The sequence below is a fragment of the Erwinia sp. CGal63 genome (genome assembly GCF_037026505.1).
In the GTDB taxonomy this organism is placed as follows: domain Bacteria; phylum Pseudomonadota; class Gammaproteobacteria; order Enterobacterales; family Enterobacteriaceae; genus Erwinia.
Map to the genome: position 1 here is coordinate 694,838 of NZ_JAKUMN010000001.1, position 13,810 is coordinate 708,647.

Sequence of the window (13,810 nt, forward strand, 5' to 3'; positions counted from 1 at the left end):
ACTATCAGCCGCCGCCCGGCGGCTGATGCTCGCTCAGCCACTGTGGAAAGCTTTCCAGTGGCATGGGCCGGGCAAAAAGATAACCCTGCAGCACATCCACGCCTTTCTCGCGCAGATAGGCTGCCTGCTCTTCCGTCTCGACACCTTCCGCCACCAGGCTGATATTCAGCCGCTGCGCCAGCGAAATCACCATATCCGTGACTGTGGCGTTGATAGCATCCGTGCCGAGCGCGGCGGTAAACACCTTGTCGATTTTCAGCACGTCCGGGCTCAGCGTCTTGAGATAAGAGAGCGAGCTGTGGCCGGTGCCGAAATCGTCAATCGCCAGCCTGACGCCATTTTGCCGCAGCTGCGCCACCACGCGGCGATCGACTTCCGGCAGCGCGTCGCGCTCTGTCAGCTCCACGACCAGCTGTGGCGCCGGATCGGCAGGCCACCAGATCTCTTTTAAATCCAACAGGATCTGACGGCGATGAAAATGGCTGGAGGCGACGTTGATGGCGATATGAAACTCGGGTTTGGCGGGCAGATGAGGCAGCTGGCTAACCACTTCTTTCAGCACGTAACGCGTCAGCGGCGCGATCAGGTTGTGACGTTCGGCCAGCGGGATAAACAGCTCCGGCGATATCCAGCCCTGGCGAGCGTTATGCCAGCGCAGCAGCAGCTCGATGCCTTCGCACTCGCCGTTGCGGGCGCTGATTAACGGCTGGCAGTAGACCAGAAATTCGCGCGCGTTAATGCCGTAGCTAATCTGCCAGGCGAGACTCATGCGGTTAGCGAGCGCCAGCCAGACAATATAACCGGAGAGCAGGCTCAGCAGCAGCGCCAGCGGTAACTGGTCGGGCAGGGTAGCGAGCGCCAGCCGCGTGGGCGCCGGGCCGAACAGCGTAACGGAAAAAGGATAGCGCAGCGAGGCGTCCTGATAGCTGACCTGATCTTCCGAGGGCTGCGCTTTCTCAATCAGCGGATTGCCGTATTCCAGGCTGCGATTGGCCACGTTGAAAACAACCCGTTCCACCCAGGGCAGCTCAGGCTCAAGCAGATAGTTGCTCATCAATTCGATATTGATTTCCTGCACGATACCGGCTTGACCATGCGTGTCCAGCGGCGTCCACAGCAGCAGCACCGGCGAGCCTTTCAGCAGGTTTTCATCGGTAGTCAGCAACATGCGCTGATTATTTACCGCGAGCTCGGGATAGCTCTCGCTAAAGCCGATATTGGTGCTGCCGAAAATGCTGGAGCAGTACATATTGTTACGATCGACCAGCATGATTGACCGCACTGTCTGCAGCGAGGCGAGTTTCGCCACCAGCGGGAAACGCACCTGCTCACAGGGCAGGCCGACCAGTCCGAGAGTATTGTTGGCCGCCACATCAAGCGGTGAAAACAGGCGGTCGAAACGCTGGATTGCCTGACTGGCGAAAATGCGCGACTGCTGCTCGACATGGTGTTTTTCAATGATAAAGCGCAAAGCCAGGGTAAGGATAAGCACCAGTGCGGCTATGATTACTGCAATGAACAAGCGTCTGCGGCGAAACGCCCCAGTTGCCTCCTGTGACACTTGCATCAGTTACCATCCTTAAAGCGAAACGCGAACCAGGTCGTTATCGGCAAAAACAGAATTAAGTTTAGCGCTGGCGGATGAAAACGAGATGAAAAGTGCGGCCCGGCGATAACGCGCGTGCGGGAAAAGAAAGGAAAACCAGCGCCGCAGCGGGCGCTGGTTAAGGATTAGTCACACTGAACTTTAATCGCCAGTCCGCCACGAGAGGTTTCCCGGTATTTGGCGTTCATATCTTTGCCGGTTTCATACATGGTTTCGATAACTTTATCCAGCGACACGCGGGCTTCGCTGGTGCGGCGCATTGCCATGCGCGCGGAGTTGATCGCTTTGACCGACGCAATGGCGTTGCGCTCGATACAGGGAACCTGTACCTGACCGGCAACGGGATCGCAGGTCAGCCCCAGATTATGTTCCATGCCGATTTCCGCCGCCACGCAGACCTGCTCCGGGCTGGCGCCCAGCAGTTCAGCCAGGCCCGCGGCCGCCATCGAACAGGCAACGCCGACTTCGCCCTGACAGCCGACTTCCGCACCGGAAATTGAGGCGTTCATCTTATACAGAATGCCGACTGCGCCCGCCGCCAGAAAATAACGGATAAAAATATCGGGACTGACCGAGGCGATGAAATGATCGTAATAGGCCAGCACGGCCGGAACGATGCCGCAGGCGCCGTTGGTCGGTGCGGTTACGACTCGTCCGCCTGCCGCGTTCTCTTCATTCACGGCCAGCGCGAACATATTCACCCAGTCGATCACATTCATCGGATCGCTGGAAAGCTTGTCGGAAGAGACCAGCAGGCGACGCAGCGCGGCGGCGCGGCGCGGAACCCGCAGTGGCCCAGGCAGCACGCCTTCAGTGTTCAGGCCGCGATCGATGCAGTCGCGCATACTTTGCCAGACATCGGCGAAATAGCGTTCGATCTCTGCCCGGCTGTGCAGCGCCAGCTCGTTTTTCATCACCATGCCGGAGAGCGACAGCCCCGTATCGTGGCAGTGAGCCAACATCTCTTTAGCGGAGTTAAACGGATAGGGCACCGAGACTTCATTTAGCGATGACTGACCAAAATGCTCTTCATCAACGATAAAACCGCCGCCGACAGAGTAGTAGGTTTTGCTGTAGATCAGCTCGTCGCCGGCGAAAGCGTGAATACGCATACCGTTTTCGTGCAGAGAGAGATTGTCGCTGCGAAACACCATGCCGCCTTCACGCGGAAAATCGACCTCGTGCGCGCCGTCGGCCAGCAGCAGGCGCTGGCGCGTTTCGACATCGCGGATAAAAGCCGGGATACCGTCGATATCCACGCTCTCCGGCGAGGCGCCCGACAGGCCCATAATAATGGCGATATCGGTGTGGTGGCCTTTGCCTGTCAGGGAAAGAGAACCGTAAACGTCCACGGCGATGCGCGTCACGTCGGTTAATTTTCCGTGGCTGACCAGATCGTCAACAAACTGTTTGCCGGCTTTCATCGGCCCCACGGTATGGGAGCTGGATGGGCCTATGCCGATCTTAAACATGTCGAAAACGCTAATCACATTCTGCTCCCGGTCTGCATTCGCTGGATATTAAGTAATGGTAATCATCATGTGAACGATAGTCGCATGAAATAAACTAATCTGCTGTCGAGGGAAAAGTTATCGCTGCCCGCATGGCGCTGGCATCAGGCGGTTTTTCCTGCCCAATCTGCGTTAGGGCAAAATCAATGCCGGGCCGTTAATGGACACCGCCGCGACATTCGCGCTGCAATATAAAGGAATTACGCTAATTGTGAAGGGGAAAAACAAACTAAAACAGGGAATTTCTTCCCTGTTCTGCTTTAAATCACTGGCAAAAACGCTAAGCGGCGCTATTTTGTGCGAAAAGCTACTCCGCCACCTGCAGGCTGAGCTGGCGAATAATGCCGGCGGTCATGCCCCAGATGAAATAGTCGTCAAACCAGGAGAGCCAGACGCGGTGAGCGACGCCGTGCCGATGAATATCCAGCGGCGAATAGCGTCCCAGCCGCAGCGCTTCCTGCAGCGGCATCTCAAACACCGATTCCACCTCCGACTCGCTGGCGTGCCAGCAAATAGTGTCAGGCAAGATGCCCACCACCGGCGTCACCTGAAAACCGGTGCTGCTGGTAACGGGCGGCAGCACGCCGATGACCTTTACGCATTCCGGAGGAATAGCGACCTCTTCCTGCGCCTCGCGCAGCGCGGTGAAAATCAGTGACCGATCTTCTTTATCACGCATACCGCCGGGGAAAGCGACCTGGCCGGCATGTTTGCGTAGCGTAGCGGCGCGTCGGGTCAGCAGCAGACCAGGACGTGTCCGGTTGATAATCGGCACCAGCACCGCAGCCTGGCGAACCGGCAGCTGCGGCGCGGCGGCGTCGGGCCGCTGTAGCTGAAAACGGGTGAGAAAATGCGCCAGCGCTGGTGAGGTTTCAGCCATCGGTTTGCTCCAGACAGGGAAGAATACGTTTCACCTTGTCGAATGTTTCCTGATACTCCGCCTGCTCGTCGCTGTCCGCCACGATACCGCCGCCGGCGGTACAGTAAAGCTGGCCGTTTTCCGCCGTCAGGGTGCGAATAGTAATGCTGGTATCCATGCGGCCGCAGGCGCTGAGGTAGCCGATGCTGCCGCACCAGGCATTACGGCGGTGCGGTTCCAGCTCGTCGATAATCGCCATTGCCCGCACCTTAGGCGCGCCGGTAATCGAACCGCCGGGAAAGCAGGCGCGCAGCAGATCGCAGGGCGTCAGCTCGGGCTTCAGCCTGCCGGTAACGGTGCTGACAAGATGGTGCACCGCCGGAAAAGGCTCTACAACGAACAGCTCCGGCACTTTCACCGTGCCGGGCACGGCCACGCGGCCAATATCGTTGCGCAGCAGATCGACAATCATCAGGTTTTCCGCGCGATCCTTCGGCGATCGCGCCAGCTTTTCCGCCTGCAGCCTGTCAGCTTGCGGATCGCTCAGGCGCGGCAGCGTGCCTTTAATGGGCCGGGTTTCAATTTCGCCCTGCTCGATCTGCAGAAAACGTTCGGGAGAAAGGCTTAACACGGCGCTTTCCGGCAGGCGAAGAAAAGCGCTGAAAGGCGCACGGTTTTGTTTGTTGAGCAGCAGAAACGCCTGCCATTCGTCGCCGCTGTAGCTGGCCTGAAAGCGCTGAGCGAGGTTGATCTGGTAGCAGTCGCCGCTGCGCAGCCAGGCCTGAACCTGGCGGAATTTTTCGCCGTAGCTTTCGCGGCTCATGTTAGAGCGCCATGGGCTGGTCAGGCGAAAAGGCACGGCTGCCTTTGGCTGTTGCTTATCCAGCCAGCTCAGGCGCTTCGCCGGGTCGCCGTGGGTTATCAGCGTCAGGGTACGGCGATGATGATCGGCGATCACGGCCCAATCGTAGAGGCCGACGGCCATATCCGGCGTGGTTAAATCCTGCTGCGCCAGCTGCGGCAGTTTCTCGAAGCGCCTTCCCAGGTCATAGCCAAACAGCCCCAGCGCGCCGCCCTGAAAAGGATAGTCCGCGTGTTCACTCGCCTGCAGGCCGCTTTCGTGAAGCGTCTGTTGCAGCAGGCTAAGCGGATCGTCTGTGCTTTCCGTAATGCCATCGCCATGCTCGATACGGGTCAAACTACCTCTGGTGGTCAGCGTTGCGAGCGGATCGGCGACCATGATATCGAAGCGGTTATCGTTATGCTGCGCGAAACCCGAATGCAGCAGCATCGCCCAGGGCTGATGAGCGACAAGGTTAAACAGATTCCCGAGGCTTTCGGGCGTATACTCCAGGGGATAATAAACAGGTGACATGGCGTAAGCAGATCGGAACCCAAACAGGCAGCAAGCCTGCCATATTTTTCCGCCGCTGGCATCTGTTTGTTACGCGTGGAATAATTCCGGCGACCGAAACAGGAGTAGATATGATTAGTGGTTTACCGGCGCTGTCGCCTGAACAGCAGCAGCAGGCAGTAGAGCGTATTCAGGAACTCATCGCGGAAGGCATGAGTAGCGGGCAAGCTATTCAGCTGGTGGCGGCCGAAATTCGCGAAACCCATACCGGCGAGATGATCGCGGTGCGTTTTGAGGATGAGGATGACGACCCGCTGCAGCCTGAATACGACGACGCTGACGAAGAAGAGTAGTCCTGGCGCGCCAGCCGGCGCGCCATTCGTTTACCTGGCGGCGACGATTTTGATCTCAACCAGATATTTCGGGTTCATCAAACCGGCCTGCACGGTGCAGCGCACCGGCGCGTTACCCGGCGAAACCCAGGCGTCCCAGGCGCGATTCATCGCCGGAAAATCTTCCTTGTGCACCAGAAAAATGGTCGCGTCCAGAATACGGCTTTTATCTGAACCCAGTCGGGCCAGGATACGATCGATGACCGCCAGCGCGTTGGCGGTCTGCGCTTCGGCATCTTCATCCAGGTTTTCCGGCACGCTGGTGTAGTAGATGGTATCGTTATGAATCACCGCTTCGGACATGCGGTGTTCGATAGGTTCAACCCTGATTATTTCCTTAGACATATCAAAACCTTAATTGTTGTTTGCCTCACGCTTAAAGTCAGTGTGGGACAGATTTGGGACATTCTGGTTAAAAATATCATCAATCCGCCTTGCATGCAGGGACAAATGGCCTGATGAAAAGTGAGCATATCGCCTTACCATGTTGATATTTTGCCAGCCGCCCATTTCCTGCAGAACCGAAATAGGGACGCCGGCCATAATCAACCACGATGCCCAGGTATGCCTCAGATCGTGAAATCTGAAATCGTCTATACCAGCCCGCCTTAGAGCAGCTCTCCACCCGGTATTGGTATTGCTTCTTACAGGCCGGGTTGTTTTTGTCACTTCACCATTATCGTGTTTAACTGTATCTACATATGCGAACACGTATTCGTCATTCCTGCCGATATTCTTTCTCAATACCGCGCAGGCTGTATCATTCAGGGCAACGCCAATTGCCCTGCCTGATTTACTCTCGTCCGCATAAATCCACGCCATCCTCTTCTGCAGGTCAATCTGCTCCCACTTAAGGTTGGTGATATTTGAACGCCTCAGGCCGGTACACAGCGCAAACTCTACAGTAGATTTGAGGGGCTCAGAGCACTCCTTAATCAGGCGCTGCGCCTCTTCAGGCTTCAGCCATCTGATCCGCCGTTCCTTTGCTACGGGAACTTTTACAACCGGCGCCCTCTCAAGCGCTTTCCAGTCCCTTTCAGCAGCTCGCAGGAGAGACCTGATGAAAGAGAGGCGCTTTATCCTTGTGCCCTGCGAAGCAAGCTTAGGCTTGTATTCTGGCGCTGGTTTCCCTCTTTTTGCGCAAGCCTCTGCTCTCTGCTTCCAACGGTTAAAGTGATTGCGGTTTTCGGTCTTAGCTACCGCCGCGTAGATTTCCCTTTCAGTGATATCCCTTAGTTGCTTTCCCGCCATCGACTCAAGCCAAAACTTGATTATGTGCTTATCGTCATCGAGACTTTTCTTTTCTGACTTCTCGTGTATCCAGCGGACGCAGTCCTCTTCGAATGTCATAGAGACCGGCTCCCCCAGCTTAACTATTCTCCATGACTCAGCTTTTAGCCTGTCGTGGAGTTCCTGCGCCTGCTGCTTGTCGGGCGTGCCAAGAGATTGCTTAACTCTTTTGCCGCCCGCTGTTGTGAAACTGGCGTACCAAATTTCACCCCTACGGAAGATCGACATGGTGATTTCTCCTCATGTAACGCATCCGCCGCGCTCACGGCGACAGTGTGCAACGGATTATTCAGCGCGGCAATACACGCCTGCCGCGTGACCAGGTAAGGCGATTTGTTTTTGCTCGGGTCTTTGCGTGTTGCAGTAAGGCGCCCGGAGCGAATCCAGTTCCTGGCCGTCGGGCGCGAGATGCCAAGAAACGCGCAGGCCTCATCGAGCGTAAGTGAGTACGCTTCCATATTGACCTCGATTATTTAGTCGCGATGTGTGGGGGAGGGAATTAAGATTTCAGGAATAAAATCTAGTGAGTTTTGTCGCCTTTGCCGGTGTGCTGCCATATAGTCGGCTTCTGATCGGTTAGCGCGATAACCTGGCTAACTGGTATCTGCGTTTCGTTCCACTTAAAGATAAGCGTGCCGTGTGGCCGCAGTACGCGAAAAGCTTCAGTAAATCCCGCCCGAATGTCATCTCGCCATGTTGCTTTGTTCAGCGCGCCGTATTTTTTACGCATCCAGCCATTCTCTCCGGCACGGTCGAGATGTGGGGGATCGAAAACAACCTGGGCGAAAGTGTTAGCCGGGAATGGCAAATGTCGGAAATCCGCTATCACGTCCGGCGCGATATTGAGTAGCCGGCCATCACAAAGCGTGTGGCTCTCGCTGCGCACATCAGAAAAAACTGCTCTGCTGTCCTGCTTATCCAGCCAGAACATGCGGGAGCCGCAGCACATATCTAAAATGGTTGCTTCGCTCAATTCTTTATCTTCTTATCTACCACGCGCACGAAGTAGACCAGCCATTGTCTGGCCGGGTATCTGCCAGGCGGCAGCGCGGTAATTAGTTTGGTGTATTTGTCTAACCGAAGGGTGGTAATGCGGTCGTGCTCGGATTTTGGTTTGCCTTTCTTGGCGCTGATAATTTCCTTTCTGCAACTTCGGGCGACTGACCGCAGGGCGTTCTCAGTCGGCGCGTCCATTAAGCAACTCTCCTTTGCCTCTCTGCACGCGCAAGCCGCTCTGCATCTTCCCGGCACTCTGGCGAGCAATCGCTGGTGCCTGGCTGCGACTTCTCGCTACAATCCCCGTTCCGACAAACCAGCGACGGCGGATCCGGCAACTTGCGATTCTTCAGCGCCAGTTCGCGCTCCCACTCTTCACGTTCAAAGGCTTCATCTGCGATATCACACATAGGTAACTCCTGAAATTTGGGCGTAAAAAAACCGCCTTATTGGGCGGCTCTTCAATTTATCATCGAGGTTTGTGTATTTTTTTTACGTCAGGAAGGTTATAAATGACGCTTCCATAGCTAGTTAGCTCCGAGTATTCTTTTACTTCCAATATTTCTGTTATCAGTCCGCACAGTTTTTCATGATATTCTTTAACATGCTCAATACTTCTATTAACCAGTAAAAGTAAGTTTGAGAATGTTCCATCTTCTAATGTGGCAGCCATAAAGCTTGTACATATTATCCTTTCTACTTTGTAATGCTTATTTCCTTTGTTAAGTACAATTCCGTTTAAGCATTGAAGATAGGCGTTTTCGTCATGAACTATATTCTTGTTTCTCATGTTTTTAAAGTATCTAAATGCTTCTAAAGCTTCCGGTGGCTCGTCTTTAAATACTAACTCGGGGTCGAGCTTTCCTCTGGATACTTGATTTGAGAAACACTTTATGAAATGAATTATAGCAGATCGCCAAAGTGATTCTTGGATTTTGGCCTCCCCTAAAGTTACCACCTTGTTTATTGCATTTAAACTACTTAAAGCAATTTCTAAATCTGTGAGGTGTAATGCATAGTCTGCTAAATCCCCAGAAATATCTTTTGGTAGATTTACAATTTTATCTGCATCCTCTATGCCATGTACTTCTACCTTTCCTTCGTTTATCTCTAGCCACATATAACCACCTTAAAAGGTCAACAGATCATTAGACTGGTTATATATTTACCTACTATTCTTGATACATTCAAGTAGCGTAATATTACGCGGATTCGACTAGCTCGTCGCGGCGGATGCTGTAAACGTTGGTCGCCATGTCCAGCTTTTCGGTGTCGGCAGCCAGCTTGCGGGCGGCGTATTTGTAGAATTTGTCCAGCTCCTCAACGCTCACGGCTTTGCTGGCCGCTTCGGTGAAATCTTTCAGCAACTCCTCCGGCGTTCGGTCAGGCTCCTGACTGGTTTCCTTTGGTGCCGCATCGGCTGGCTTCTGATTGATTAGATTGTTCAAGTCCTGCCGGGTGCGAGCTGGTGTTACGTCGCGCTCAACGCGCTCTTTCTGCTCGAACTCGTCCGGCGTGTAGACGCCCAGGATAACGTCTGGGCAATAGAGGCGGGCCCAGTATTTTACGGCCAGATAAGCCAGCTGTTGCTTTGGCGCTGTCTTCCAGAGCGGGGAGTTACGTGTGGTGACAAACTCCATATAGAGCGGCTCACCCCACGTGATTTCCGTTTCGCCACGCAATACTGCACCGACCCGGACGCACAGGCCTTTCTCATTCGCCGCATTGGCCGGGCCGGGGCGGAAGTTTTCCCAGTTGCCGCCGTATTCGTACTTAAAGCGCCCCTGAACGGCAGTAGAACTGGTCACCACGGCGTTAACCAATTGTGCCTCGTAGCCCAGCGTACCGTTTACCAGATGCGTCTTTTGTGCCACGGCGAACGGGTTCATTCCCCATTGTGCCGCCTGCAGCGCGACAGCCAGACAGTCGGCAGGCTTACCCGCCAGATGTGCCGGAACCGTCGATTTGCCCTCTGCCATGACCGATGCGAACGCCTGCAGCTTCTGCAGACCTGACGGGCTGAAGATGGCCGCTTTGGTGTCGGCCTCGTTAACCGGGGCGTGAATGATTTCGTTGCTCATGAGTGATCCTTTTTCTTCGCCCAAGCCGGGCGGGTGATTTCTTCAATGCCGCCCCAGCTGTTAGTCGTGCGGCATTCGTGATAGGTGTCCAGGCTGCGGCGGAACAGCTCAAACCCGGTGGCGGTGTCTTCTTCGGCCAGCTGAAAAACGCGCGTGGGGTAGCGGCCACAGTCGATGGTTTCGCTCACGGCGATAAAGATAAACATGGGGTATTCGTTGAAGTGTCGGTAAAAGCCCTCGCGGTACATGGCATCCTGCATGTGGTAGCGGAATTCTTCGACGTGGCGCGGGAAGCGATCCATATCCGCGACCTTCTTCACATCGACAACAACCGGCTGCCCGTTGAGGAATTTGTCCGGCCGGAACCGGCACAGCTCGCCGGTTTCATCGTCGTTCCAGTAAATCGACGCTTCGCAATGGCCGTCAGCCTCCAGAAGCCAGCGGGCGGCGGGGTGGGCCAGTGCGCTCTCGCGCATCAGCTTTAATTTCCGGCCCTGTTCGGCATCCATAACCGTCATACCGTTGTGCTCGCAGTCCTTCAGAAATTGCTTTTCTTCCTCCTTGCCTGCCGTGGTGCGCCGGTTAAACTCCGGCGCCACGATAAAGCGCTTATCGAATTCGTCCGGCTCCAGTAGCAGGCAGTGCAGGGCGGTGCCCATGTCCAGGGCTTTCAGCTTTTCGGTATCGACCGGTGCATGCTGCCGCCATCTGAAGATCGCCGGGTTGATCAGGATATCGTCCAGCTGTGATTTGCTGACGCCAGCTCCAGCGTGATAGTCCTCGTTGCTGATGTCGAGATAGAAGCCCGGCACCATCAGTGTCCCTCCAGAAAGCCAATCTCAATAAGTTGGTCGTGTTCTTCAGCCTGCAGGCGCGCCAGCCGATCAACGAAAGCTGCGTATTCGTCCTGAGCGTGGGGGCCACGAAGGAACATGCGCACCTCGACAGGCATATTCAGCATGTTTGCAAAATCGGTAATGCACTCCGGATACTGGTTAGCCATGCTCAGTGCGATAACGTCAACGCGCGAGACGCGCTGCGCTTCCTGCTGCTCTGCTGCGTCCTGCAGATCTTTGTAGCGCTCCTGCTGAATGTAGGCGTTCATGGGCGGCCCTCCGCTCGGAGGATTTCCCAAAGCTTTTGCAGCCAGCTTTTGCGCGGTGGCGGGGTAAAGCTGGCGCTGGTCAGGATGTTGGAGCGGTGAAACTGGATGCTGTGAATAGCGTGGAAAGGGCGACCGCATGCCGCCCCTGCAATAGCGATTTGCATGGGTGATTTCCTTAGTTAGTGGGTTTCATAGCGGAGAGGCCTCTGTGAAGCCGCTTTGTTATGGGCGAAAAAAAGCCCGCTCGGTAGCGGGCTCTCATGTTAAGTGTATTAATTATTATTTTTGTTTAAATGCAATAACGACAGTTATTATTAGACCCAATACACCTAGCGCTAAAGTTCCACATACCCACATAAACATTTGATAGGTACGATCTATTTGATGATCAAAGTTATCAGATAATATTTTTACTTTATCTTCTAAGTTATCAATATCTTTATTAATCATTGGAATGCTAAGGCTTTTTTCTGGATTGGAATTGACTGCGTGGTATAGGTTTTCAATTTTATCATCTAATTTTTCAATTTTTAAATCCAATTGATTTATCTGTATTGCATTTGCGAAATTATAATTTTTTGCTTGGTTTTTTATTTCGTTAGAGATGTTAATTGCTTGGTTAATGAATTCTTTGCTTTCTTGGAATTCTTTCTCCTTTATCTTCATGTTGTACATTTTTTTATAAATTCTGAATTGTCAATTCCATAACTTGCACTTGGCTTTTGCACAGAGAAGTAAAACGAGATAGATATCCCTGCCATTATAAGTCCGATGGACGTACCGAGCGCTATAAAAAGATTGACTCTCCTATTGGTTTTGATATCCATTTTTCTCTACTCTCATTACTTTGATATTAAAAAATAACATATAGTGCAGAGTGATATCTATTGTGCGCTGATATTTTTTATAGTCCTATATCCAGCCTGATACTTCGCAACCTCTGGCAGGCACATCGATGTGCTCTCACACTTACTGCGCACGCTCGGAGCGTTTACTGCTTTCAGTACGCGGTCAGAGCAGCCGGTCATGGCCTGCGTTAGTTTGCGTTCAAAGCGCTGCTGCCCGATCTGCTCAGCTGATTTCTTGGCGTTAAATGCAGCCATACGGCGTTGGTTACGGTTCATGGGTTTTCCTCAATGAGTGCTTGGGTGGTGAGGTGGCGTGACATTGTGGCTCTGGTCTCAGCTGCGCCGACTGCCATCCCGATTCGCTCATGCTCTGAGAAGCAATCCGCGTTACTTTTAGGCTCGGACACCTCACCCCGAAGCACTCGCCTCGGCCTGTGTATTCACAGGGTCATATTGTTAAAGAGCAGAATCAGCAGACTGCGTAACGGAGTGTCGTGCTGATGGGGCTAATATACAAAATGTATCCCCATCTATCAATACGTAATGTATACTTATTTTATGCTGTATACGTTATGTGATGTTTTTAAAGGTAATTATTTTTTTCAGGAGGAAATGCATTAGAGCGGGAAGGCAAATCGCAGGCACAAAAAAAGCCCGCAGGGGGCTGCGGGCAAACGGTAGCTGTCATCGTTGTTTTGTGAGTCATATGTTAGACGCTCTGACTATGTAGGTATTGATTTCAGTCAAACGGATTCACAAAGGCGCCAAAAGGACACAAAAAATCCCGCTCGGGGCGGGCTACAGGGGGGTAAAATCTGCGCGGTTGCTAGGGTCGGCTGCTATTTAGCATCAACAATATATAGCCTATTTATTTGACCCTTTTTCACAGTAGCCTTCGCAGTAATCGTGAAAGCAGATGAGGGATCACCTTTCGTCGAAATATAGGCACTTAATGCATTGAGGTAGGGATTATTCTTTTTGCTGGCCGCAGGATCGCTGATCTCAGAAGTTATCCGCTTTCCGGATTCATCCCCCTCTAGTAATATTTTTGCGGTCATATTCTGTGCATCAAATTCTGTAAGGTAAGCGCGGTACTCTGTCAATCCTAAAACTTCATCATCATCAAGTTTGTCGATCTGAGATTTGTCGCTCTCATCTACACTCAAAAGGCATCCATCTTTGTTAGTAGAAATGCTAATTTTATCACACGTATTACCAATCGGAGAAACTGCCTGCCGGACGGCTGGGCGCAGCTCTACAGCCATCTTATCAATCACAGAGATTAATTTATCGATGGTGCCAGAATCCTTGTTACCAAGCGCCTCAATGGCTTTTTCCAGAACCTGCTGTAGAGCTTTCATTTCATCTTTCTTATTAGAATTTCTCGCAAAAATATACTGAAGTATTGCTCCCAGTATAGTTGCCGCGATCCCTGAGAACAACTGGTTCTGGGTTACAAAATTTAAGGCGGCTTCGAGGGTGAAGCAATTTGCTTTAGCCTCTCTCGCGTACACCTTAACTTCCTGATAATTCGATAATTTACTATATTTTTGTGTAGCTGAAAAAGACGCAGCAGTGGATAAAACTTTAGAGAACCCTTTAAGAGACTCCCCTAGACAGTTGAGGTCAATTTCATGATTTTCAGCATCCTTACCGTCGTACCGCAATGATATTTTTATATCCTGTAAAGCATTGTCTTCCATAACCTATTCCTCAAATATATGTTGTTTTGTTTACCCAAACTTCTCTTCCGGCCACTGAGCGTAAG

At 52.7% G+C, this 13,810-nt stretch carries 18 protein-coding genes; 1 reads left to right on the forward strand and 17 read right to left on the reverse strand.

The features are described from left to right. Positions 1-4 precede the first annotated feature (4 nt). The 4 genes from MKZ79_RS02985 to pabB form a co-directional block, all read right to left on the reverse strand. On the reverse strand, positions 5-1,567 hold the full coding sequence (locus MKZ79_RS02985; protein WP_336140076.1) for an EAL domain-containing protein: 1,563 nt from the start codon (positions 1,565-1,567) through the stop codon (positions 5-7). A 164-nt stretch (positions 1,568-1,731) separates the two neighbouring features. Next, positions 1,732-3,096, reverse strand: a complete 1,365-nt coding sequence (gene sdaA / locus MKZ79_RS02990) for an L-serine ammonia-lyase (RefSeq protein ID WP_336140077.1) — start codon at positions 3,094-3,096, stop codon at positions 1,732-1,734. A gap of 328 nt (positions 3,097-3,424) precedes the next feature. Next, the gene (locus MKZ79_RS02995) at positions 3,425-3,997 is read right to left on the reverse strand and encodes a CoA pyrophosphatase (RefSeq protein WP_336140078.1); all 573 of its coding nucleotides are present in this window, start codon (positions 3,995-3,997) and stop codon (positions 3,425-3,427) included. Further along, a complete protein-coding gene (gene pabB / locus MKZ79_RS03000; protein ID WP_336140079.1) occupies positions 3,990-5,351 on the reverse strand; it encodes an aminodeoxychorismate synthase component 1 in 1,362 nt (453 codons plus the stop codon). The genes MKZ79_RS02995 and pabB overlap by 8 nt, the downstream gene beginning before the upstream one ends. Before the next feature lie 110 nt (positions 5,352-5,461). Between pabB and MKZ79_RS03005 the strand changes: the two genes are divergently transcribed. Then, on the forward strand, positions 5,462-5,683 hold the full coding sequence (locus MKZ79_RS03005; protein ID WP_336140080.1) for a YoaH family protein: 222 nt from the start codon (positions 5,462-5,464) through the stop codon (positions 5,681-5,683). 30 nt (positions 5,684-5,713) lie between these two features. On the opposite strand, the gene MKZ79_RS03010 is transcribed toward MKZ79_RS03005, so the two are convergent. The 13 genes from MKZ79_RS03010 to MKZ79_RS03070 all read right to left on the reverse strand — a co-directional run bounded on the left by MKZ79_RS03010 (position 5,714) and on the right by MKZ79_RS03070 (position 13,745). Further along, the gene (locus MKZ79_RS03010) at positions 5,714-6,067 is read right to left on the reverse strand and encodes a RidA family protein (protein WP_336140081.1); all 354 of its coding nucleotides are present in this window, start codon (positions 6,065-6,067) and stop codon (positions 5,714-5,716) included. A 9-nt stretch (positions 6,068-6,076) separates the two neighbouring features. Next, on the reverse strand, positions 6,077-7,234 hold the full coding sequence (locus MKZ79_RS03015) for a site-specific integrase (protein WP_336141334.1): 1,158 nt from the start codon (positions 7,232-7,234) through the stop codon (positions 6,077-6,079). Continuing rightward, complete coding sequence (locus MKZ79_RS03020; RefSeq protein WP_336140082.1) at positions 7,117-7,470, reverse strand: helix-turn-helix domain-containing protein; 354 nt, start codon at positions 7,468-7,470, stop codon at positions 7,117-7,119. Before MKZ79_RS03020 ends, MKZ79_RS03015 begins: the two co-directional genes overlap by 118 nt. A 62-nt stretch (positions 7,471-7,532) precedes the next feature. Next, positions 7,533-7,985 (reverse strand): class I SAM-dependent methyltransferase, encoded by a 453-nt coding sequence (locus MKZ79_RS03025; protein WP_336140083.1) that lies wholly within the window; start codon positions 7,983-7,985, stop codon positions 7,533-7,535. Then, the gene (locus MKZ79_RS03030) at positions 7,982-8,206 is read right to left on the reverse strand and encodes a hypothetical protein (RefSeq protein WP_336140084.1); all 225 of its coding nucleotides are present in this window, start codon (positions 8,204-8,206) and stop codon (positions 7,982-7,984) included. Before MKZ79_RS03030 ends, MKZ79_RS03025 begins: the two co-directional genes overlap by 4 nt. After that, on the reverse strand, positions 8,206-8,418 hold the full coding sequence (locus tag MKZ79_RS03035; protein ID WP_336140086.1) for a hypothetical protein: 213 nt from the start codon (positions 8,416-8,418) through the stop codon (positions 8,206-8,208). The genes MKZ79_RS03030 and MKZ79_RS03035 overlap by 1 nt, the downstream gene beginning before the upstream one ends. A gap of 59 nt (positions 8,419-8,477) precedes the next feature. Continuing rightward, positions 8,478-9,128, reverse strand: coding sequence for a hypothetical protein (locus tag MKZ79_RS03040; protein ID WP_336140088.1), 651 nt, complete (start codon positions 9,126-9,128; stop codon positions 8,478-8,480). A gap of 82 nt (positions 9,129-9,210) precedes the next feature. Next, complete coding sequence (locus tag MKZ79_RS03045) at positions 9,211-10,089, reverse strand: RecT family recombinase (protein WP_336140089.1); 879 nt, start codon at positions 10,087-10,089, stop codon at positions 9,211-9,213. Then, positions 10,086-10,904, reverse strand: coding sequence for a PD-(D/E)XK nuclease-like domain-containing protein (locus MKZ79_RS03050; RefSeq protein ID WP_336140091.1), 819 nt, complete (start codon positions 10,902-10,904; stop codon positions 10,086-10,088). Before MKZ79_RS03050 ends, MKZ79_RS03045 begins: the two co-directional genes overlap by 4 nt. After that, positions 10,904-11,194 carry a hypothetical protein gene (locus MKZ79_RS03055; RefSeq protein WP_336140093.1) on the reverse strand — a complete coding sequence of 97 codons (291 nt, stop codon included), beginning with the start codon at positions 11,192-11,194 and terminating at the stop codon, positions 10,904-10,906. Before MKZ79_RS03055 ends, MKZ79_RS03050 begins: the two co-directional genes overlap by 1 nt. Positions 11,195-11,473: 279 nt before the next feature. Continuing rightward, positions 11,474-11,869, reverse strand: coding sequence for a hypothetical protein (locus tag MKZ79_RS03060; protein WP_336140094.1), 396 nt, complete (start codon positions 11,867-11,869; stop codon positions 11,474-11,476). 209 nt (positions 11,870-12,078) lie between these two features. Continuing rightward, entirely contained in the window at positions 12,079-12,318 is a 240-nt protein-coding gene (locus tag MKZ79_RS03065) for a transcriptional antitermination N peptide (RefSeq protein ID WP_336140095.1), read from the reverse strand. Between the two features lie 563 nt (positions 12,319-12,881). Continuing rightward, positions 12,882-13,745 (reverse strand): DUF7946 domain-containing protein, encoded by an 864-nt coding sequence (locus tag MKZ79_RS03070; RefSeq protein WP_336140097.1) that lies wholly within the window; start codon positions 13,743-13,745, stop codon positions 12,882-12,884. Positions 13,746-13,810: the final 65 nt, after the last annotated feature.